General features: G+C 37.9%; 20 protein-coding genes and 1 riboswitch. Of the genes, 9 read left to right on the top strand and 11 right to left on the bottom strand.

All coding sequences use genetic code 11. The annotated features are described in order from the left end of the window. Positions 1 to 55: 55 nt before the first annotated feature. The gene (locus QNI22_RS00270; protein ID WP_314508591.1) at positions 56 to 733 is read right to left on the bottom strand and encodes a pyridoxamine 5'-phosphate oxidase family protein; all 678 of its coding nucleotides are present in this window, start codon (positions 731 to 733) and stop codon (positions 56 to 58) included. Between the two features lie 47 nt (positions 734 to 780). After that, the gene (locus QNI22_RS00265; protein ID WP_314508590.1) at positions 781 to 1,125 is read right to left on the bottom strand and encodes a cupin domain-containing protein; all 345 of its coding nucleotides are present in this window, start codon (positions 1,123 to 1,125) and stop codon (positions 781 to 783) included. 86 nt (positions 1,126 to 1,211) lie between these two features. Here QNI22_RS00265 and pdxR point away from each other — a divergent pair, with 86 nt between their 5' ends. Further along, positions 1,212 to 2,675, top strand: coding sequence for a MocR-like pyridoxine biosynthesis transcription factor PdxR (pdxR, locus tag QNI22_RS00260; protein ID WP_314508589.1), 1,464 nt, complete (start codon positions 1,212 to 1,214; stop codon positions 2,673 to 2,675). A gap of 59 nt (positions 2,676 to 2,734) precedes the next feature. Here the strand turns inward: pdxR and QNI22_RS00255 are convergent, their stop codons facing one another. The 9 genes from QNI22_RS00255 to QNI22_RS00215 all read right to left on the bottom strand — a co-directional run bounded on the left by QNI22_RS00255 (position 2,735) and on the right by QNI22_RS00215 (position 15,156). Then, a complete protein-coding gene (locus QNI22_RS00255; protein WP_314508588.1) occupies positions 2,735 to 6,370 on the bottom strand; it encodes a metallophosphoesterase in 3,636 nt (1,211 codons plus the stop codon). A 69-nt stretch (positions 6,371 to 6,439) separates the two neighbouring features. Continuing rightward, positions 6,440 to 7,324: an SdiA-regulated domain-containing protein gene (locus QNI22_RS00250; RefSeq protein ID WP_314508587.1), complete on the bottom strand. Its 885-nt coding sequence runs from the start codon at positions 7,322 to 7,324 to the stop codon at positions 6,440 to 6,442. 32 nt (positions 7,325 to 7,356) lie between these two features. After that, positions 7,357 to 8,229 carry a phosphatase PAP2 family protein gene (locus QNI22_RS00245; RefSeq protein WP_314508586.1) on the bottom strand — a complete coding sequence of 291 codons (873 nt, stop codon included), beginning with the start codon at positions 8,227 to 8,229 and terminating at the stop codon, positions 7,357 to 7,359. Positions 8,230 to 8,382: 153 nt separating this feature from the next. Next, positions 8,383 to 9,612 (bottom strand): Pycsar system effector family protein, encoded by a 1,230-nt coding sequence (locus tag QNI22_RS00240; protein ID WP_314508585.1) that lies wholly within the window; start codon positions 9,610 to 9,612, stop codon positions 8,383 to 8,385. Positions 9,613 to 9,652: 40 nt separating this feature from the next. After that, the gene (locus QNI22_RS00235) at positions 9,653 to 10,822 is read right to left on the bottom strand and encodes an adenylate/guanylate cyclase domain-containing protein (protein ID WP_314508584.1); all 1,170 of its coding nucleotides are present in this window, start codon (positions 10,820 to 10,822) and stop codon (positions 9,653 to 9,655) included. Between the two features lie 157 nt (positions 10,823 to 10,979). Further along, positions 10,980 to 11,648, bottom strand: a complete 669-nt coding sequence (locus tag QNI22_RS00230; RefSeq protein WP_314508581.1) for a lipoprotein signal peptidase — start codon at positions 11,646 to 11,648, stop codon at positions 10,980 to 10,982. A 146-nt stretch (positions 11,649 to 11,794) separates the two neighbouring features. Then, positions 11,795 to 12,823: a pyridoxal phosphate-dependent aminotransferase gene (locus QNI22_RS00225; RefSeq protein WP_314508579.1), complete on the bottom strand. Its 1,029-nt coding sequence runs from the start codon at positions 12,821 to 12,823 to the stop codon at positions 11,795 to 11,797. A 3-nt stretch (positions 12,824 to 12,826) separates the two neighbouring features. Then, positions 12,827 to 14,302, bottom strand: coding sequence for a cobyric acid synthase (locus QNI22_RS00220; protein ID WP_314508577.1), 1,476 nt, complete (start codon positions 14,300 to 14,302; stop codon positions 12,827 to 12,829). After that, a complete protein-coding gene (locus QNI22_RS00215) occupies positions 14,299 to 15,156 on the bottom strand; it encodes a GHMP family kinase ATP-binding protein (protein WP_314508575.1) in 858 nt (285 codons plus the stop codon). The genes QNI22_RS00220 and QNI22_RS00215 overlap by 4 nt, the downstream gene beginning before the upstream one ends. A gap of 58 nt (positions 15,157 to 15,214) precedes the next feature. On the opposite strand from QNI22_RS00215, the gene QNI22_RS00210 reads away from it, so the two are divergent. The 8 genes from QNI22_RS00210 to bluB all read left to right on the top strand — a co-directional run bounded on the left by QNI22_RS00210 (position 15,215) and on the right by bluB (position 23,225). Continuing rightward, positions 15,215 to 16,534, top strand: a complete 1,320-nt coding sequence (locus QNI22_RS00210) for a cobyrinic acid a,c-diamide synthase CobB (protein ID WP_314508574.1) — start codon at positions 15,215 to 15,217, stop codon at positions 16,532 to 16,534. 20 nt (positions 16,535 to 16,554) lie between these two features. After that, positions 16,555 to 17,526 carry an adenosylcobinamide-phosphate synthase CbiB gene (gene cbiB / locus QNI22_RS00205; protein ID WP_314508572.1) on the top strand — a complete coding sequence of 324 codons (972 nt, stop codon included), beginning with the start codon at positions 16,555 to 16,557 and terminating at the stop codon, positions 17,524 to 17,526. A gap of 19 nt (positions 17,527 to 17,545) precedes the next feature. Beyond that, positions 17,546 to 17,742: riboswitch (cobalamin riboswitch) on the top strand. Between the two features lie 123 nt (positions 17,743 to 17,865). Further along, positions 17,866 to 18,675, top strand: a complete 810-nt coding sequence (locus QNI22_RS00200; protein WP_314508570.1) for a HoxN/HupN/NixA family nickel/cobalt transporter — start codon at positions 17,866 to 17,868, stop codon at positions 18,673 to 18,675. A 9-nt stretch (positions 18,676 to 18,684) separates the two neighbouring features. Further along, positions 18,685 to 19,527 carry an NAD-dependent epimerase/dehydratase family protein gene (locus QNI22_RS00195; protein WP_314508568.1) on the top strand — a complete coding sequence of 281 codons (843 nt, stop codon included), beginning with the start codon at positions 18,685 to 18,687 and terminating at the stop codon, positions 19,525 to 19,527. Next, the gene (locus QNI22_RS00190) at positions 19,502 to 20,479 is read left to right on the top strand and encodes a sirohydrochlorin chelatase (protein WP_314508566.1); all 978 of its coding nucleotides are present in this window, start codon (positions 19,502 to 19,504) and stop codon (positions 20,477 to 20,479) included. Before QNI22_RS00195 ends, QNI22_RS00190 begins: the two co-directional genes overlap by 26 nt. 21 nt (positions 20,480 to 20,500) lie before the next feature. Continuing rightward, on the top strand, positions 20,501 to 21,208 hold the full coding sequence (gene cobI / locus QNI22_RS00185) for a precorrin-2 C(20)-methyltransferase (protein ID WP_314508564.1): 708 nt from the start codon (positions 20,501 to 20,503) through the stop codon (positions 21,206 to 21,208). After that, positions 21,205 to 22,581: a precorrin-3B C(17)-methyltransferase gene (cobJ, locus tag QNI22_RS00180; RefSeq protein WP_314508562.1), complete on the top strand. Its 1,377-nt coding sequence runs from the start codon at positions 21,205 to 21,207 to the stop codon at positions 22,579 to 22,581. Before cobI ends, cobJ begins: the two co-directional genes overlap by 4 nt. Next, entirely contained in the window at positions 22,578 to 23,225 is a 648-nt protein-coding gene (bluB, locus tag QNI22_RS00175; RefSeq protein ID WP_314508560.1) for a 5,6-dimethylbenzimidazole synthase, read from the top strand. Before cobJ ends, bluB begins: the two co-directional genes overlap by 4 nt. Positions 23,226 to 23,230 lie beyond the last annotated feature (5 nt).

The raw sequence follows: 23,230 nt of genomic DNA, 5'->3' as shown, positions 1-23,230 counted from the left end.
TGAAACAGATTTCGCCCAGGCATTTTTATCAGGTTAATTCTATAATAATACTACATTATACTATTTTCACTGAATTATTGTAATTCTTAATGTAGTCAGGTAATACAATGCTGGAATCAAGAGCAGCATCTGGTTCAGGTAGTTGAGGAACCAGCTTTAATGGTAGTACACCTGCCCATACATTCAAGTCCATATCCTCTTCGTCATCATTTACCCCGCCTGTACGTACTTTGGCAGAAGCTTCTTCCAGAGGGATAGAGATTACCATTGTCTTTTTCATTTCACTGGCATTGGGTTGCCGGGCATCATTCCAACGACCAGGAATAATATGTTCTGTAAAACATTCCAAAGCTTTCCATCTTTCTTCCTCATCTGTAACAAGTTCTGTCTTACCAAAAATAACCACAGACCGATAGTTTACAGAGTGATGGAATGTCGATCTCGCAAGAATCAGTCCATCCAGCAGAGTGATACAAATACAAACATCTATTCCTTTGGCCAGCTCTCTAAAAAAATGACTACCCACAGAACCATGAATATATAGCTTGTCATCCATTCGCCCATAGCTGATCGGAATCATAAAAGGCTGTCCATTTTGAACATACGATACATGGCAAACCAATGATTCATCCAGAATATCATAAATAGTCTGCTTGTCGTAGGTTCCTCTTTTGAGAGATCTTGTAAGCGTAGTCCGCTCTGTTTGTTCAAATGTTTGAGAAGTGTTTTCCATAGTTTTGCATTGATTAAAAATGATGGATATAAGGATTTTTACTAAGTTTATACAGATGTCTCACCACCTTTGGGGCCATAGAAAATGACCCAGGTGATAAAATCATCACTAAAATTTTCAAAGCGATGTACTCTTCCTGCTTCCACAAAAATGACATCTCCAACCTTACAGGTATAGTGTTCAGACTCTTTAATAAATTCACTTGTACCACTAATAATAATGTATAACTCATCCTGCTCATGTGGTGTCTGATAATCTTTATTTTTGGGAGCAAATATTTCCAGTTGCATTGTCCCATGACGATAAACCTCTATATACCAGACACCATCCTTCCATTTCTCAGTAGCAGGAAGAGGCAGATTTTTTAGAAAAGTATCAGGAGAGAATACCATAATATACTTGATGATTACTTTTCAAAAGTATACATTTACAGGACTACCAAAGGCATCCAGTTTTTACACAACAAGTAGTCCGGTTTATGCTTCCTTACTCCACTTTATTATCTATTGATAGACAAAGCAGCACTCCTGTCTATCTGCAAATTACCAATAACATGATCTTGCAGATAAAGAAAGGAGTTATCGGAGCGGGGACTAAATTGCCTGGTAGTAGAGCTTTATCCGAACAATTGCAAGTGCATAGAAAAACGGTAATTAAAACCTATGAAGAACTTCTAACACAAGGTTGGATAGAACAGATACCAGCCAAAGGAACCTTTGTAAGCAAAAAGTTACCTGAGATCACACCAGAGAAGATATCTTCAGCTACTAATGTACCACCTGCTTACCCTGTACAAACTGGTTTTAGGATTGAATCTAATACACTTCTCCATCGGCCAATTATCAAAGCGGGTAATCTCATAGGTTTTGATGATGGATTTCCAGATGTACGCCTGGCTCCAGTGGAAGTACTTTCACGTACCTACCGGACTATTTTACAACGCAGTTTCCAAAAGAAGCTTCTTTTATATGGTGAAACGCAGGGCAACCCATACCTACGCGAAGTTTTGGCAGATTATCTCCATCAGAGCCGAGGACTGGCAATTTCCTCAAATAATATTTGTATTACCCGAGGTAGTGTTATGGGAATTCACCTGGCAGCAAAAATTATCTGTAAACAAGGAGATAAAGTAATCGTAGCAGATGCCAATTATCCGGCAGCTAATATGATATTCCAACAACTAGGTGTACAGTTACTTCGTGTTCCGGTTGATGAACAAGGAATATGTGTAGATTCAATTGAAACACTTTGTGAAGAGCAATCTATACGTTTATTATATATTACGTCTCACCACCATTATCCAACAACAGTTACACTGAGTGCAGAACGGCGAATACGTTTATTACAATTGGCATCACAATACGATTTTGCCATCCTGGAAGATGACTATGATTACGACTTCCATTACACCAGTAGTCCAATTCTACCGTTAGCCAGTGCAGATACGCATGGCATGGTAGTTTATGTAGGTTCTCTAACCAAGGCAATTGCACCTGCTTTTCGGGTTGGATACATTGTTGCTCCACAAAACCTTATAGAAGAAGCAGGTTATCTGCGTAGAATTATTGACAGACAGGGAGACCTTATACTGGAACAGGCGATGGCAGAACTGATTGCAGAGGGAGAATTGAAGCGCCATCTCAAAAAAGCACAGAAGCTTTATCACGAACGCCGGAACTTCTTCTGTGATCTGTTAGAAAATTACTTTCCTGAATCCATTTCATTTAAAGTGCCAGAAGGTGGTATGGCTGTATGGGCTACATTTTATCAACGACACAATCTGGAAACGTTATCGTTGGAAGCTCAAAAACAAGGCTTACTGTTAGGTAATGGAAAGAACTATGATTGTAATCTGCAAAATATGACTCGCATGGGATTTGCATCTTCTAATCTGGAAGAAATTGAACAATCTATCCATCTCTTACAAAAAGTTATGGCATAAAAAACAGGCTGACATACTTATGTATATCAGCCTGTCATAAACGATAGATTTGATTCTTTCTAAAAGAAAAAGCCTAGCCGTATCACGGGTAAACTATCTTCTTTGGAGAAGCCGTATAAGGCAGTAATAACTACCTGTTGAAACGGCACCAGGAAAATACCTCCGCCATAACCAGTATGCCATACATTGGATTTTTCATTGTCCACCCACACACGACCCACATCATGAAACCCAACAATTCCCCCAAACGCAGGGAATAGGTAGGTTCTAAAGCTAAATAACCGAACTCTAACTTCTGTGTTGTTATAAAAGCTATCCCTTCCAGAAAACCGGGTACGACGATAGCCTCTTAGGTTTGTCAGGCCACCCAAACTATTTGCCTGAAAGAATTCATAATTGGTAAAGTTAACTCCTCCACCAAACCGGGTTGCGAAAGTCACCCGGGCAGGTAGCTTTATGCTCCAGTAAAAGGCTAGCTCTGAAGAAAGTTGCGTGTATGGCTGCGTGATATTGTCATTCAGGGTGCGCATCACTTTCAAGTCAGCATTCCAGAAAACACCGTTGGTAGGATATACTTTATTATCCCGCGAATCAATTCGAAAACCTGCCATCAAACCAGCATAACTTTTCCGGTCAAAGAAACTCTCCGGTAAATTATTTTCAGAAGCATATTCATAGATGAACCGCTTTCTCGAAGAACTTTCTATTTCTACACTTTCAATTTGTGGTCCCAGAAAGAACTTTGTCTGAGAACTGAGCTTCTTAAAAAATAAGGCATTCAGACTCAGATTTTCAAATCGTACCCGATAGTAATTGATGCGTTGTTCTTTATCATACGCACTCTCATTGCTTAGTCCGAAAAAGTTATTTACAAAATTAGGTGCCTTTATTTCCGCATTAATTTGAAGGTCTGTTTTAGGGAAAACATTTGTAAATGTCCCCTGATAGTCAAAGTTATATGCTTCCGTAGCAGCCGCATGATTAACAGTAATTTTATGTTGGGCAGCAAATGGCTCTTTTCTAAAACCTTGTTTGCGAATCAGAACACCTCCACCAAAGAAAACCCCATCATCTGGATTATATTGAGCAGACAATAAGGGTAGTACTAAATCATATTTAAACGCTTTTCGATTGTACTCATTGACTTTTGGATCATCTGACGTTTTGTCCCGAACAGAAGCAGATGTTTTTATCTCTGTATTATCTTTGGTATCATATACAATTGTCTTTCCGGCACTATTTCTGGAATTATCAGCAATTACATCCTTGCCACCACCACCAATGATTCGTACTTTAATCGATTTATTAGTGTTTCCAGAAATCATAAAGAGATCCTTTCCACCTAATCCATATAAACTGATTTCTTTGGTTTCCGGAGAAGAAAATGTTCTAGTATATAAGGCTTTCGTAGAATCTCCATCTTTGTTAGTCTTGTACACTTTTATCTCAATCTGAGTATCATTCAGATGATTTACCAGAAAATATTCATTCTTGTCACTACCTACCACATCTACTTTCCTTGCCAGAAAGCGATAAAATTTTTCAGCCTCCTGTGGTAATATCTCTCTCCGAGACTTCAACTTATTGATAATCTCCTGACCTCTGATTTTAAAAACGCTATCCGGCAGTTGATGAACAGATTTTTCAATCACCTCATCTGTCATGCGCTGTTGTATATCTTTCGCAACCTGAAGCCAATCAGGTAAAGATAACTCTGTTAAAAACGATCTATCAAAGTAACGGGCATTAAAATTCAGTGTTCGTACATCCCTGATTGTATAACCAAACCCTTGAATCTTTGGCATGGCCCATTTGCGACTGGCAAGCTTGGGAATCCACCCCTCGTTGATAAAAAAAGCCTGATCACGATCACGAGGCACAGGGCTGAAAATTATTCCTTTCTCTGTTTTCTGTCCCACCCAACGCCACTGATCATCATGGCGATCCCAGTCTGAGATAAACATATCAAATAATCTTGCCCGAACTACCGCCTGCTGGTTTACACGATTGTCATTATCATCCTCCAACTTTTCCACTACCTTGATGGTACTATAGCTTTTAGTATTCTCATCTTCTTCATTACCAGGGTTTCTTTCTTCAAAAATAGCCAATGTATTGGCAAATAACTTTTGATATTGTCCAAAATGGGGATCATCCGGAATAAAAACAACTTTGGGATTTGCATGAGGAACACCCGCTGCTTCAGCCAATCCAGGTACAGCAATGGCCCCATAGGGGTGTGCTGCAGAGATCTGATCCTGTACCAAATCAGCAAAAACGGTCTTACGAATGAATTCAGGAATAGCACTTTCCGGATCTTTTTCAATAGACCGCAAAACGAACTGCTTACCACTCGCATCTTCTAACCGAAGTGATTTTGTTTGTTGTCCTCCCCCCTTCTGAAGGATTTTTAATCTCTCCTTTTCAATATCAAATACAGGTACTTCTATAGGCTGTTTCCACTCTGCACGATAATTTTTTCCTAACCATATTTCACCCCATTTTGACGTACCATATTGTTGACTGGCAGATACTATCTGACTTTTGGGCAATACAATATTCTTAGGGGATATACTATCTTGCTGAACTGCAATAGCAGGTTTTCCATTGGAGATAATGGTTTGCTTAAATACAGCGCTTTCAGGCTTAATTGCTTCCCAAAATTCTAGCCCTACAGTACCATCTTCATAGAAATCCAAACGAGCAAATCCTTTTTGACTGTCTGTAAACAAAGCATATTTCCCATTTCTCACAACAGTTCGTTTAGATCCAGCCCCACTTGTTATAAAATGCATACTATCCCGTTTAATGTATTGCAGATTGTGGTCATGACCATTTACATAAATTGTATTAGGATAGGCTGTTAAAACATCAAGAATAGACTTTCGCATAAAACGATTCTTCCCATGTTTCATATCCTGGATATCGCCAAATGCACCCCGATAAAGAGGCATGATAGAACCTAGTATAGGCAATGGTATATACAAATTCTTTTTCAGATGAGTAAATGGAAAGATATGATCCTTCCAGGTAGCAGCACCATTATGTTCTCCATATGTATACATTGGATGGTGAGCAGCCACTATAACTTGCTTACTTTGGTTTCTGGTCATTATATCTTGTAACCGCTCTACTACCTGCGCTTCATTTTTACACTCACAATCTGAATCTTCTCCTGGACGATCTTCTTTTGGTTGTAACCACCACTGAGTATCCAGAATCACTAAGGTAGCTTGATTAGTTAAAGCTATTTCAACAGGTCCAGGACATCCTTCATCTGGTAAAAACACATTACCTCTCTTAAGATAGTTCTCAACAAACTTTTCCTGATTTTCCAGATATTTCCAGCCACCAACCTTACCGCGTTTCCAATCATGGTTTCCCGGTACTACATATGTATTACCTTTATAACTTTCCAGGATTTTTAACTGAGCAACTATTCGGGCTTCTGCATTCTCCCGAGCCGAAGATTCCTCATCTGGCATTCCATTCTGATAAATATTATCACCCAAAATGATCAAAGCACTATTGGGCGTTTTTTCCAGTTGTGTTTTCAGCAACTGCAAGGTTGGATCCTGACCATTCAACACAGGTGCTCCTGCATCACCTAATAAGAAAAGTGTGTATTTAGGAGATTGAGCTGAAAGGAAAGAAGAATAAAAAATAAATAAAGTAATAGTAAAAAAATGCCTCATAATTAATTCTCGTATATAAATGGAGAACAACAAATTTCTAAAGGGTCCATAGTGTAGAAGTTAAGTATTTTATTTCAGGTATTCAAAACGTACAATATATCCAACTTCTCCGTCACCTTCACTTGCAATAAACATATCCCCTTCCGGTGAAAAACATAATCCTTCAGGCTGGCGAAATACTTTAGGAGATAAAGGAATAGCCTCATAAATAGAGCCATCTCTATTTAAAACCACTAATAAATTACCAGTAGCAGCCAAAAGATAAATTCTCTTATCCACTGGATTTACAGCAATAGCAGAAGGTTTAAATGATATCTTTTTCTTTTTTGTCTGTTTGAGATTAGGTTTTACAAACGACTCCAGATCTTCACTGGTCAAGAAGATAACAGGCTTCGGATTCATTGCATTGGATTGTATATCATAGGCATAGACCGCACGTCCTTTCAAAGAATCCGTGTTAATTCCTGCGTCTCCTTTACAGGCTATCCATAATTGCTGAGTCACTGGATCAAGGCAAATACCTTCAATATCATTATCTTCTGTTAAAGGTGTATCCAGTTCATCGTCATTGACCTTTTTTTCATCTGTAACAACAAAATGATGCAATGTACCATTACTCTTTGCTACATATATCTCCTCTCCTACGGAAACCAGATCTTCATAATCTCCATCCTTAGCAAAACGTATTCGTCGGCTTACTTTTCGTTCATCCAGGTTATACAAAAACACTTTACCCTCCTCATCCTGTACACACATTATCTGACCCGGTTTATAATACGTAATCCCTGAAATCTCTTCCAGTTCATCCGGCATAAAAAACTTCTGGCTAGGATGTTTGATATCATAACGAAGCTTACCACTGGGAACTTTCGGAATTTCTTTTAAACTCCGTGTATCACACCCCAGTGATAAGAAAGCCAATCCTAGTAATATGTAATTTTTACTACTCATCATCTTTATTCAGACGTATTGGCAACCAAATTATTTTAAAAGCTTTTTGCCAGAGTAAAACCTGTACCAGTAGGAAGTAATTGCCAACCTAGTTTCTTCTTATATCCATCACCTGATTCAGGATGTTGTCTTACGATAGTTTTACTAATAAAATGACCTAATGCAGCTCCAACAATCAAGTCAGAAGTCCAGTGTGCATTAGCATTGATTCTGGATAATACAGTTAGGGTAGCTAGTGAATAAGCAACAATAGGTACAGCTCGTATATGTTTAAACTCCATTGCTACTACGGTAGCCAACGCAAAAGCAGTCTGTGCATGTCCTGAAGGGAAGGAATGATAAGGAGGATATTGAGGACCGGCCCATTCCTGAGAGGTAGCACCATCCCAGGGACGTTTACGCCCGGCAGATAGTTTTATAATTTGTCCCAGTACACCATTAATCAATTGGGATTCAAGAATAAGCAACCCAACCCGGGTACTCTTCTGATTTTTAAAAACCTGACCATGTAAAAATACCAGGCCTGAAGTAATCCACAAATATCGGCCATTTCCCAACGGGTCAACAATCTCTGATGCTGTATTGGTAAAATCTGTCCGGTTTTCCTGAGACCAGTTCTTTATTTTTTGATCAGCCAGTAAATAAGACGCTCCGGATACCCAGGAAATAAGAGCGAATTGGGTAATATTATTTTCCTTCCATGAAAAAGGTCTTGTCACAACAGCTTTTGTATCATACCAGTAACTTTTCACATAGTTCCAGTCTAACTTTACTGGGTGAGCTGTGCTATCTGTATCAACTGTGTTTAGAATGGCTACTATTTGCACAGAATCCATTATAGATTGGTTTTGTGCAAATCCTATAAATGAACTCCCCAGGAAAATACTTATTAGTAAAATTGTTCTCATAAAATAATAATGTCACTACCTATCTTAAAAGACGGTTTTAAAATAATAACTATAAATGAATAATTGATAAAAGGATGACATCTTGCCTTATTATATATGGCAAAAATGATCATTAGTTGCAAGTATATACCAGATAAGCTATAATTTTTGACCTTAAAATGATTCTACAGGAAAAAATATTAAGGCAATTGCAAAAGAGATTACAGAAATCACAAATCCAAACATGAAAACTGTATAGGAAATGCGGATTAGTTTATATTTTCTGCCCAGTACTTTACCTAAAAAATAGATATCATGGATCATACTGGTATACAACAAATTAGGATCTTTGATAAGCTGATTCATCCCCCATTCATATTCTCTTAGTTCCATTCGGTGGAAGTTTCCAAAGAATAAAAGATTTGTTCTTTGTTTCATTACATCTTCTTGTGTGAATCTTCCTGAATTTATATTGGGCAGTGTAGCCAGAATAGCAAAGACAATAGCTGTGAGACAACAACTAACCAAAATAGAGGTAGGTATGATAAGATTCGGAAATTGTTCAAACTTTCGAAAAAGAACAGAGATCAATAAAGAAACAATGATAGCATTTACTGAAATCATAATGTTTGCCTTTTGATCTGCAATGCCACTCAGTTGCAGGTGATTGGAAGAAGTAGTGCGAAACATGGTTTCTACACCTCTGCCAAACTTATTATCTTTTGTCTGATCCTTTTCTTTATCTTTCTTCAATTCAATTGGTTCTGTTTGCTCAGAATGATTTTCCGGATTATTGGATTCCTGATATTCCTGAAGCTTCTTTTTTAGCTTCTTAATATTTTTATCTTTTCTGGGTTGCAAATGTTCTTTTGCGTATACAGTAAAATACTGGTGATCCTTTAAAAACTTAATGTTCTCTTCACTCCAGTGGTCTAATGCTATGGTCTTCGAAAAACGACAGGAAAGTTCTTGTTTCAGGCATTCTGTATTTTCAAAAAAGTCCTTTGTCCCTAATTTATATAAATCTGCGTCACAGATAATCTGCTCTAGAAAATTATGCGGACTCTGTGGCATTTTTGTTGCCTGAATACATCCAACTACTTGCGAGATAAAGTGTTCATCTTTATGATTTTCGCCTAAAAAATTAGTAGCAAAACTAATGCTATGCTCTTCATGATGAGAAGGATCTTTTAAAAAGCCAGTATCATGAAACCATGCAGCAATTACCAATATTTCCATCTCTTTTTCAGATGCACCACTAGCTTCTCCAATCTCTACAACTGCTTTGACAACACTTTGGGTATGTGCCAGATTATGATAAATAAATGTACTATTATCCAGACCTTGCAGTAAACCCTCAGCCTGTTGCTGTGCTTTTTGAGTGAGTTCGGTTTCTTTAAACATATACTAACACTTGTTTCCCATTCGCAATAGAAGTCAAATACTATGCTTCTACTTTTATTTTGCTATTTTCTTTTTTAAAGGAATCTTTTAAAGATTTTACACCATATAATCCCACAGACTGATTCTTGCCACGAAGGTTATAATGTCCAAGATCAACTGTGTAGAAAAGTTCTGTTGGTTGTAATTGTGAGAATACCCGTTCAGACATTAATAACTCCTGCTGCAATTCTCTACACAAATCTAACATTCGTGAAGCAGTATTCAATACATCGCCATGGAATGCAATCTCTGATTTTATTTTTCCAACTTCTGCAGCGATAACAGACCCCGAATGTAAACTACCTTTGAATTCTGGAACAATTCCATAGGTATCATAATAATACTCTCTGAAGTTTTCAATTTTCGTTTTCGCATCCAGAAATGCTCTTACACAGTGATTATTTTTAAAACCCTCTGATACCTCCCACGAAACAACTACCTCATCTCCTACATATTGGTATACCTCTCCTCCCTGACGATCTATAGGATCACTAATATCGTAGTAAAAATCCTGTAAAAACTCACTAAACTTCAGTTCGCCCATTGATTCTGCAATCGTTGTTGAATTCTTAATATCCAGAAATAGAAACACTCTTTCCTGACGTTGCGCCTGATGATACTTACCTGTGACCAGGTTCAGAAGCGAATTCTTTCCAAGCTTCCTGTCTAATGTTAAATAGACATTTACAAACATCTCTAATACTAATGTAACTATTAAAAATTCGAAAAATTGTCTTGTATAAAAATCTTCAAAGTTATCAACAAAGATGGAATATGGAAATAACCAGGATATCTTCAAAACATAGGCAATGGAAAATATCACATGAAATATAACTGTTAGAATCAAAGTGAGACGTAATGTCTTAAATATAACATAAGTCCAAAATCGCCTCCTGCGAAATATCATTCGAAATTCAGAAGCATGAGCTTCAAAATTAGCGAGTATATACCCAGCTGGCAAACTCACAAACAGGGAACTGATAATAGGTTGCCAAGACCATCCTTTTGAAAATATCGCATAAATCAAAAAGACAAAAACAGTTTCTCTAATAACAAACCGCTTATTCTTAGGAACTCTCAACCAGTCTCTCCAGGTATAGCCTGATAATTCCTTCACTACATTATCAGGAACATCCTGACCAAACCTTCTTAATTGTTTTGTATAGCTCATCTCATCAATCTGCAAAAAGTAAAAAAATAGCAATAACACCTCTTACTATCGGGTATAAAATTTTAGCCATAGAACTAAATTACATCTATAAGTAAAATAGACGCGATTTAGTTCTATGGCTAAGTGGTTTGTATACTAAATGAAAATAATACTGTCCTCAACCAGCCGTTGTGGATTCTGTAGAGCCAGTATTAGAGTTTGTTTCGTTCTCTGAGGTCACTTCCAACGAGTTTTCTTTTGGATTTTCTGTCTCCTGTTGATGTGCAAAAAACGTACGCTGCATCACAAGAATAATAGCAACACCTACAAAAATAGAAGAATCTGCAATATTAAAGATAGGCCAGAGAGAGGTTTCTACTCCCCCCCATAGTGGTACCCATGAAGGGATTGTTCCTCTCCACAGATCAAAATAAAACATATCAATTACTTCTCCATGAAACCAGGGTGTGGGAGCATTAGGAGTAGTCAAATCAAAAAGAACACCATAAATAGTGCTATCAATCACGTTACCAATAGCGCCACCTAATATAAGAGATGTACACCATAGCAGACCTTCATTTACACCTTTTTGTGCCAGATAATACAGATAGTAGCCTATCCCAACCATAGCAAACAAACGAAATACACTTAAAACCAGCTTTCCATACTGATGATCAAGTACAATTCCAAAGGCCATTCCCGGGTTACGGGTATAGTGTATCTTAAACCAATCACCAAACACAGAAAACTCTTCTCCAAGATACATGGTATGGTGTACAAGCATTTTAACAGCCTGATCAAGGATAATTACACCCAAACTAAGCAGAAAGTATTTGTAATATTTCACTTGTTTCTGATCTACTAAATAAATAATTATCTTCCTGTATTATAAGAATTCGGGCAAAGGTACAGATTAGACTTTCAATTTGAAAACAATATCTTTACAGAACACAAAAATAAGGAACTATCAATAGTAGCAATTACATCATTTCTCTATTTTCCAGAATCCAACCATTGTTTTAAAGCATTAATCAAAAGTTTATTTTTGTTTTCGCCCTGACTGGCAATACGAAAATGTTGTGGTTTAAGACTTCTGAAGTTAGAAGCATCCCGTATCAAAAGACCATATTGTTGTATCAGATAGTTTTTTAATAGAGCAGATGTTTCCCTTCCGGTTCGGCACAGGAAGAAATTTGTATGAGATGGAGTTATCTCTATACCAGGTAATATGGCTAATTCATCTTGTAATTGTTTGGTTTCAGACAAGATCTCATCCAAAGGGAGAATAAAGTTTTCCTTATGATTGAGAATAAATATACCAGCCTCAATAGCTAAACTATTCACAGACCAGGGCATTTTAACAACAAAGATCTGCTTGACTAATGCTGAGTCTGAAACCAGATATCCCAAACGCAAGCCAGGAATACTGTAGGCTTTTGTCATAGACCGAACCACAATCACATTTCGATACGTCTGAGTAAAATGCAGGCAGGAGTGAATGGAATGCGTAAAATCTATGTATGCCTCATCAATTATGAAGGTAGTCTGAGGATTTGCTATAATCCACTCTTGCAACAAATCTTGTTCAATAACAGCTCCCGTTGGATTATTGGGGTTACAGATGAAGAACAAATCTGTTCTTAAGTTAGAAACAGAATGAAGATTATCCCAATGCAAAAACTCCAGTTGTATATCATTGGCTTTACAGGCATCTTCATACTCTGCAAACGCGGGAATAACTATAGTGGCAGACTTCCTTCTAAATACATGTGCAATAAGATAAAAAGCCTCTGTAGCACCATTAGTAACGATCAACTGATCTGTATCCACAGTGTTTGTTGAAGCTAATAAGTTAGCCAACTGCTTTGCATCTACTTCCGGATAGCTTTTTACATTTGTTAATATAGTAGCCAGATGATTTTTTAAGGAATCGGGAAAACCATCATAAAACACATTGGAACTGAAGTTGGCAACAATAGGAGTTTGATATAAATACCCATCGTCTCCGTGACCATTTAACATATATCAGGATTGAAGCTGTTGGTAAATGTAAGCAATATCTATATGAGTACGCAAGTGTTGAGCCAGTTGATCATATTGTTGCTCTTTATACGTTTTCGTATCAATGAAGTCAGATAGAGTATGAGCGTGGGAGAGATACCTACTCAGTAAATCGTCTATAACGATTTTATTATCCAGTATGCCATGTATATACGACCCCCAACATAAATCTGAAAGCCAATACCCATCCGTTTGTCCAGATAGTGAACTAGTCAGAGGTTTGTTCTGCTCTGTTTCAGAAATACCCATATGGATTTCATAGCCCTCACATAGTTCATGGCGGGCTTTATATCTGAACTGACATTGTCTAGTAATCTTTTCAGCAGTTAGTGTAGTATGTACAGGCAATAAACCCAAGCCTGGCATCGTTTCTATTTCTCCTTCTATGTGAAGCGGATCATTAACTGTTAATCCCATCATCTGGTACCCACCACAAATTCCTATTACAGTTTTATTCTGATAAAATGCACTAACAATGACTTGTGCCACCTCGCTGTTTCTAATATCAATCAGATCTGCAATAGTATTTTTACTACCTGGAAGGATAATAATATCAGCCTTTGCTATTTCTGATGGATCATGGCTATAAAACAGATGTACACGATCATCTCTTTCCAAGGCACTGAAATCGGTATAGTTAGATAGTCTTTTCAATAACACCACTACCACATTTACTCTCCCTTCTTTCTGACGGAATTGCTTTTGTTGTAATGCTACCGAATCTTCCTGCTCAATATCCAGACCTTTTGAATAAGGGACTACTCCTACAACCGGAATTCCACATAGCTCTTCTATTTTTTTACGACCATCCTCAAACAATCGGCTATCGCCTCTGAATTTATTAATAATTACTCCTTTGATCAACGCCTTCTCCTCTGGAGGCAGTAAAGCAATCGTTCCATAAATGCTGGCAAATACTCCTCCTCTATCAATATCAGCAACCAGGTATGTATCTGCATTGGCATACAAAGCCATACGCATGTTTGTAATGTCCCTGTGTTTCAGATTAAGTTCTGAAATACTTCCAGCTCCTTCCATCACAACTGGATTGTATTTCTGGGACAACCTATCATAGGCAGCAATTACCTCTTTAAATAATTCCTGTTTATTATTTCCCATGAAATAATCATAAGCTGATTGATTTCCAGCCGGCTTTCCGTTAAGAACTATCTGAGAGCTCTTTTCACTAGACGGTTTTAAGAGCACCGGATTCATGTCTGTATGGCAGTCAATCCCACAGGCTTCTGCCTGTACTGCCTGTGCTCTTCCAATCTCTAATCCATCAGGTGTTGCATAGCTGTTTAAAGACATGTTTTGTGCCTTAAACGGTGCAGGGTTAAAGCCGTCTTGTTTAAAGATCCGGCAAAACCCAGTATTAATAATGCTTTTTCCAACATCAGAAGCCGTACCCACAAACATAATGGGTTTGAGAACAGTCATAGATATTCAGAATAAATAGTTGTATTCCAATGTTTTTTAATCCAGGCAATAGCCTTTTTATGAATTTGCTGAAAGGTTACTAAATCCATAATCAATCCCATGTAGGTACCACTATGGGCTACAAAAACTCCACAATCATGTGTCAGCGCAAATTCATTCAGTAAATCAAAACCAGGTTTAGGCAAGATCTGGTTATTTATTTGGGCACTTAGTTTTGTACATTCATATAAAAGAGTATAATCTTGATTTTTGAAAGCCCTTTGCAAATTCTGTATTATTTCCTCGTATTTCTGCATTTGTACTTCAGAATAGTGAACAGATCGGCCAAAGCTAATAGTATCAACAGTTGAATCAAAATCTGTATCAAAGTAGAGAATACAGTAAGGAATTTCGTTTAAACTCTTCATTACTGCTCCCTGAGAAGAGTCAAATACTATATTTCCTTCATGTAAACAAGGATCTGTTGGATCAACCTGAACGGCCAGTTGATAAAGAATCTCTGCTGTATAGTTAGTTTGATAAAATAAATTCAAGGCACTCAAAACCCCGAGAATATCTGCTGAACTGGAGGACAACCCTTTTCCTTGTGGAATATTGGATGACTGTTGAATATGAATTATCTGCTGTTTAGATATATACTTATCTTTTGACAGGTAATCATAAAATACATGTATTGCCTGACAAGTTTTGGGTTTAAGAGGATTAAGTACAGCATTTTTATCATGAGATCTAATAGTTGTACTAGTATAAAACAGCTGCGACGATTTATTACTCACCAGAAACCGGGTACCATCCGGAAGCATCCCTTGAATAAGTTCTCCCGGTTTGGCATATACTTTTGTGTTAACAGACATTCAATTGTTATAGCAAATGAAAAAGCAGGTACTGGAATAAAACTTCTATCTTTGAGGCATGAAACCTCAATTTCTGATTGCCGCTCCAACCAGTAATAGCGGCAAAACTACACTAACACTTGGATTATTAAAAGCATTAAGTCTTAGAGGATATAAGGTACAACCTTTCAAATGTGGTCCTGATTATCTGGATACCAAACATCACACATTGGCAGCCAGTCAACAAAGCATCAACCTGGATGCATTTATGATGAGTCAGGAACATATTCACTCTCTTTATAGATGGAATATACAGAATGCAGATGTAGCTGTAGTGGAAGGGGTTATGGGTCTTTTTGATGGTGCATACAAAATGCAGGGCAGTAGCGCAGAAATGGCAATATTATTGGATCTTCCTGTTATTCTGGTTGTCAATGCCAAAGCCATGGCTTATTCGGTTGCACCCTTGCTGCATGGATTTAAGACATTTGATTCCCGGCTTAAAATTGCAGGAGTGATTTTCAACTTTGTTACTACAGAAAGTCACTATCAGTTTTTAAAAGAGGCTTGTGAAGATGTAGAACTTGAAAGCCTTGGATATGTTCCTGCCAATCCGGAAATAAGTATCCCATCCCGTCATCTTGGACTTTCTGTTTCTTCTGAACACAATTATTCAGAAATAATAGAGAAAGCGGCTCTACATATTTCAAAAACCGTACAAATAGATCGGCTATTAGATCTTTGCACTATTCCAACTGCTCAGACTTCACCTGCTAATACTCCCAATATAGCTTCTCTAAAAATAGCAGTTGCACAAGATGAAGCGTTTAACTTCACCTATCCGGAAAATCTTCAAGTCCTAAAGCGATTAGGACAAGTCACTTTTTTTAGCCCATTACATGATACTATTCTACCTGAAGCAGATTTAATCTATCTGCCTGGAGGTTATCCTGAACTACATTTAAAACAGCTATCAGAAAACATATCCTTAAGAGATGCTTTGTTGGCTTATTGCCAAAACAACGGGTATGTATTAGCAGAGTGTGGAGGTATGATGTATCTGGGAAAATCTATTATCAATGCAGAAGGAGAAGAATATCCAATGATTGGATTTCTGGATATTACCACATCCATGCAGCATGCAAAACTTTCGTTAGGATATCGATCTGTATACCATAATGATAATATATACAAAGGACATGAATTCCATTACTCAATAATGACTACAGACAATGAAAGTACAACAGATATTCAGGTTAAAACAGCACGTCTGAAAGATATTGATGTACCTGTATATAGAAAGAATAATGTACTTGCTTCCTATATTCATTTTTATTGGGGAGAAGATTGCAGTTTTCTATATGATCTGGTAGGCATTAAGAATCTTCTCAATCTTTGACTTATACAGAATAATTCTACATGTCACACTCCTATTTAGTATTTCTAATTCCTCTGTGGATTGGTTATTTGCTTGACTTGTGTCTTGGTGATCCCCGATGGCTTCCACATCCTATCCGATTATTTGGCAATCTGATTTATTATGGAGAAAAACTTCTCAATAAGGACTCATTTCAAGTTATAAAAGGAGCACTCCTAACAACTACTCTATGTGTAAGCACATTTTTGTTTTTCTATTGGGTGATAAAATTCCTTTATTACATACACCCTGTACTCTATTACATATTCGCTTCAGTATTTCTTTTTTATGGTCTTGCCAATAAAAGCCTTTTAGAGGAGGGAAAAGAAGTCTTCGATCAACTCAATATAAAGGGTTTGGAAGCAGGTCGTAAACGTTTGTCGTGGATTGTGGGGAGAGACACCAGTCAACTGAATGCAAACCAAATACGTACTGCAGTCTGCGAAACCCTATCTGAAAATCTGAGCGATGGTGTAATTGCTCCTTTATTTTATTATGCATTAGCAGGGGTCCCAGGTATGATGACATACAAGATGATTAATACACTGGATTCTATGATTGGCTACAAGAACGACAAGTATTTTTACTTTGGAAAAGTTGCAGCTCGTCTGGATGATATAGTAAACTTTATACCTGCACGACTCACTGCATTATTGATGGTGCTGGTGACATTTAATACACGTGGACTTCAGTTTATTTTCCAATATGGTCATAAACATGCCAGTCCCAACTCCGGCTATCCGGAAGCTGCATTAGCAGGTATTTTGGATACGAGATTTGGCGGCCCGAATGTTTATCATGGTAAACTTGTTGAAAAACCTTTTATTGGTCATACTGTCAGAGATATTACCCATAACGAATTCTATCGAATCTATTATATTAATCATGCAACCACACTTCTATTTCTACTTATTATTAGCCTTACATATTATATTTTGAATAGATTGGATATACAAATACACTGGTTTTTGTAAAAATCTAAAACAGATATCTATCTTTACAACCACAAACTGGTTCTTCAGAATAATTTTCTAAAGATTAAAAGGGAATCCGGTGTAAGTCCGGGACAGTACCCGCTGCTGTAAGTTCATTCTACACGTTTTTAACATCTCCAGCCACTGTGAGATCTCTCATGGGAAGGCGTTAAAAACTGAACAAGTCAGAAGACCTGCCATTTGTGCAATCCATCCTGCTTCGGGAAAAAAGCAGAAGAGAGAGATGTATGGGCTTTGTGTGCCCAATCCCCTCTTAGTTTATATATCCCTACAGGTTTGGAGTCAGACTTACTGTTCACTCTAAATTTGTTACTCTTTATGTTGGAAATTACAGGGAATCATGTTTCCGGATTACTTTTACTTTTCGTATTAGGCTTGAGACATGGACTTGACCCTGATCACATTACTGTTATTGATGGATTTACTTACCGCCTTCATGAAACCAAAAGCCGTTGGGCTCGCTGGGTAGGAACTCTGTTTACATTCGGTCATGGACTTATGGTTACTGGAATTGCTTTATTCCTTAGCTTACTGCGGAACAGTTTTGAAGTACCCGAATCTCTCAACTTATTAATTGAATGGGTTCCATTGATTATGTTGGTCATAATTGGTATTTCCAATGTCATTACTCTCACTCAAAAACAAGAGGTAAAGACAGTTAGTCTACGTAAATGGTTACTGCCTACATCACTTACCTCCCACCTGAATCCATTCTCTATCATTTTAACTGGAATTATATTTGGATTCATCTTTGATACCTCTACTCAGATTGCTGCATTTGGCTATGCAGTTTCTGCTTCTGACCAATGGGTTTATGCAGTTATTGGAGGTTGTGTATTTTCAGGAGGTTTGATGCTTACAGGTACTTTCGACTCTCTTTATCTTAGCAAATTACTCCAGAAGTTTGATCAGAAACGGATTCGCAACCATCGCTTTAAACTCAATGTATTGATTACATTCATGTGTTTTGCAATTCCCGCCTATAAATTAAGCTGTATGGTTAATCCTGCACTGGAACTTGATGATTTCCAAAACAATGTAGTGGGGCTTGTATTTATAGGTTTAATCGCATTGTTGTATATCGACCTTTACATCCGTTACAAAATACATAGTAGAACAGCCCACTAATTTCATCAGATGAATTCTTTGACTATCAGTATACTAGGTTGTGGTTGGCTGGGATTACCTCTGGCAGAACATCTCTTACAAAAAGGATATCCTATTAAAGGATCGACTGCATCAACTACTGATATAGAAAAATTAAAAGATCGAAATATTATTCCTTATCATCTTGAAATCACAGATCAAAGTATTTTCTGTGATGATCTTGCTGGATTTCTGTCTTGTGATATTTTGATTGTCTGCTTTCCACCATCTCGCAGAGAAGACATTGAACACTATTATCCGGCTCAGATACAGCAATTAGTATCTGTCATGAAAACATCATCTTTACAACACATTTTATTTATCAGCTCTACTTCTGTCTATCGGGATGTGAATCGGGAAGTAACAGAAGCAGAAACACAATTGGCAGAAAAAGGAAGTGGAAAAGCGTTGCATCTGTCGGAATATCTTTTACAAAAACAATTTTCGACTACTTGTCTGCGGTTTGGAGGACTGATCGGCTATGACAGAATGCCCCATCATTATCTTCACAATAAGAAGCGGGTTACAGATGTCCATACGCCATTGAATCTTATTCATAGAGATGATTGTATCCAACTGATTGAAAAAATTATTGACCAAAATGTATGGGGAGAAGTATTTAACGCCTGTGCAGATACCCATCCTACACGAAAAGAATTTTATATGACAGAGGCAACCGTATATAGATTATCTTTGCCTGAATTTTCAGACAAATCAGCAACAGGTTATAAAATCGTCCGTTCTGACAAAATCAAACAAAGGTTAGATTATACATTTATCTATCCGGATATTCTGGCCATTTCAGCCATTGAAAAAAGCATCAACAAACACTAAATCTATTAACCTGTCAGTAGTGAAAAGAGGAATATTACTTTGTGGACACGGCAGTCGTGATAAAGAAGGCATTGAAGGCTTCAAGGAACTGGTGTTACTACTTAAACACCGTTATCCGGATCGTATAGTGGATTATGGCTTTCTGGAATTTTCTCATCCGGTATATGCAGCGGCAGTGGAACGGATGTATCTGGAAGGAGTACGTGAAATTACGGCTGTGCCTGCCATTTTATTTGCCGGAGGGCATGCCAAGAACGATATTCCATATGAGATGAATAGCCTCCAGCAACAATATGAGGGATTAACGATCAAGCTAGCCAGTCATATAGGCATCACACCATCCATTCTCCAACTGGCAAAGAAAAACATTGAAGTTCTGGAAGCTCAGCATCCACAAACAGATCGCAAAGAAACTTGTTTGCTGGTGGTTGGAAGAGGAACGTCTGATCCGGATGCAAATTCAGATGTGGTTAAACTTATGCGTATGTTATGGGAAGGAATGGGCTTTGGATTTGGAACTACAGCCTATATTGGTGTAACAACACCTTTGCTCAAAGACACCCTGCCTTTGCTGGAACATTTGCCTTTCCAACGTGTGGTAGTACTTCCAATCTTTCTTTTTACCGGAGTACTTTTAAAACGAATTTACGAACAGATAGATACCTTCAATAGCACCTCAGAGAAAGAATTTCTCTATACCAGTTCCTTTGAAACAGATGATCTGTTGCTCGAAGCCTTAAGTGAACGCATTACAGAAGCAGAAAAAGGAAGTCCTAATATGAACTGCCAGTTGTGTAAATACCGTACACAGATTGTTGGCTTTGAAAATGAGGTAGGAAAAGAACAGGTTGGGCATCACTTAGCAGTAAAAGGAATCCTTTTTGAAGAGGATGAGAAAATTGCAGAGAAGAAAGGGATTCTCTCTGGTGTAAAAAAGATTCTGGGCATTTAAGTAAAAACCAACACTAACTCATTGAAAAAAGGAAAGATATATGGTATTTCACTGGGTCCAGGAGATCCGGATTTGATTACAGTAAAAGGGCTGCGATTGTTACAAACAGTGGATAGAATTTACTATCCAGGCTCTGTAACTGAAGAAGGTACGACAACCAGTTATTCTCTTCCTATCCTGAAAGCGTATGATCTGGATGAAAACAAACTGACAGGAATGTTTTTGAAGATGTCAGATAATCGGAATGAAGCCCAACAAACGTATGCCAATACCTTTAAGCAAATGCTTACTGATTATCAGAATGGCCTGCAGATTGCGTTTGTTAGTGAAGGGGATATTTCTTTTTATAGTACCTTTTCCTATCTGTTAACCTACATTCAGCAACATCAGTTAGAAGTAGAAATTGTGGCTGGAGTTCCTTCGTTTCTATTGGGAGCAGCGGAGCATCAGATTCCGTTGGCCTTACTTACTGAAAAAATTGTCGTTCTGCCTCGTACAAGCAATGTTCTGCAACTACAACAGTACCTTTCTGATTTTGAAACGGTAATTCTCATCAAAGTCAGGAGCATTTTACAGGAAATAATCCCTGTCATCCAACAACAGGCGGTAATGCTTTTCTATTGTGAACGTTTGGGTACAGCACAACAATTCATCAGCACCTCACTGGAAGAAATCATGAACCGTGATATTCCCTATTTTTCATTGCTCATTCTCAAAAAACAATTATGAAGTTAAGTGTTGTAGGCATTGGTCCGGGTGACAAAGATTATATTTTACCTATAGCCCAGCAAGTACTATCGGAGGCGGATATTGTGATTGGTTATAGTTACTACTTTCAGTTTATTGAACATTTACTCAAACCAGGCTGCGAATGTATTGGTAAAGAATTAAGTGAGGAAGAAGCCCGAGCTCAACTGGCAGTTGAAAGATGTGAGGATGGCAAACATGTAGCGGTTATCAGTTCCGGAGATGCAGGCATTTATGCGATGGCATCTCTTGTTTATGAATATGCCCGTTTGTCTGCAAACAAAGATATAGAACTTCAAACCATTCCAGGTATCAGTGCTTTTATTGCATCAGCAGGTAAACTGGGAGCTCCACTGGGTCATGACTTTTGTTGTATCTCATTATCTGATTTGATGACTCCCTGGAGTACGATTGAAAAACGTATTTTGGGAGCAGCAACGGGTGATTTTGTTACCTCAATCTATAATCCCCGCAGCAAAAAAAGATTTTGGCAGTTAGAGCGGTTTCGTGAGATATTTCTTCAGCACAGAAGCCCGGATACACCTGTCGCTATCATCCGACAGATTACACGACCAGCTGAACAGATTACATTGACCACTCTGGAAAAGATGGATACCAGTCTGGTAGATATGTTTTCGCTGGTGATGATAGGCAATTCCCAAACCTATACATTTCAAAACTTTCTGGTTACTCCACGAGGATATCTATCCCGCAAACCGCAAACAGGGCAACAGATACAGGACGAAAGTTTCCGTCAGATACAACAACAGTTAAAACGTACAGATCTTCATCCAACTGATCAATGGGCTGTTATTCGTTGTATCCACTCAACAGCAGACTTTGAATATGAAAATCTGTATGAATCTTCTTTGGAGGCTATGACTCAATGGAATCTCTATCTAAAACAAGGTGGAACCATTGTCACAGATGTTACGATGGTACAAGCTGGTATCACCAAAGCCTTTACACAACAATACAAAACTCAGGTTATTTGTTATCTGAATGACCCTCGTGTTGAAGAGTTATCCATCCAAGAAGAACTGACTCGTAGTCAGGCTGCTATGCGAATTGCTACAGAGGAACATCCTACTGCCTTATTTGTAGTAGGCAATGCTCCCACTGCCTTGTTTGAGCTTTGTGATCAGTTGATTGACCAAAAGATTAAGCCTGCGGGCATTATTGCCGCTCCTGTAGGTTTTGTTAATGTAGTAGAGTCCAAATTAAAGCTAAAAGCTATTCCTACTGTTCCTTATGTTCTAATAAAAGGGCAAAAAGGAGGAAGTAATGTAGCAGCAAGCATAGTCAATGCAGCATTTACACTTGATTCATTTTACCAAACGGATACAGGTATATGACAGAAGGAAAACTATTTACTCAGGAAGATGTACAATTGCTGGAAGAGATTATTCTTAACCGCCGGGATGTAAGAGGAAATCGGTTTCTGGATAAACCATTAGGAGATGATACTCTGGACAAACTACTGATGGCAGCCCTGCATGCCCCTTCCGTTGGATTTTCACAACCCTGGGAGTTTGTCATCATCAAAGATGAGACTATTAAAAAGCAGATTCGGGAAAGCTTTGAAGAAGAAAATGAAAAGGCAGTCCAATGCTTTTCGGATGAAAAACAAAAACAATATATCAAGTTAAAATTGGAGGGCATTCTGGAAGCCCCTGTGAACATTGCCATTTTCTACAAACCATCTGCAGAAGTGGTGCTGGGTCAGACCAGCATGAAGGAAGCGGGGTTGTATAGTGTAGTCTGTGCGATTCAGAATATGTGGTTAATGGCACGAGCACTTAATATTGGATTAGGTTGGGTAAGTATTCTTGACGCAGAAAAAGTAAAACAAATCCTATCTGCCCCAGCATCCAATCAATTGATAGCGTATTTGTGCCTGGGGTATGTAGACAGATTTTTCACACAGCCTGAACTGGAAACCCTACAATGGGAAAAACGCAAAGAAAAAGATAAAGTAGTTTTTTACAATACCTATTGACAGCA

Source organism: Xanthocytophaga agilis, assembly GCF_030068605.1.
Taxonomy (GTDB): domain Bacteria; phylum Bacteroidota; class Bacteroidia; order Cytophagales; family 172606-1; genus Xanthocytophaga; species Xanthocytophaga agilis.
The sequence above is the reverse complement of the archived record's forward strand: the minus strand, read 5'-3'. Positions and strand labels throughout refer to the sequence as shown.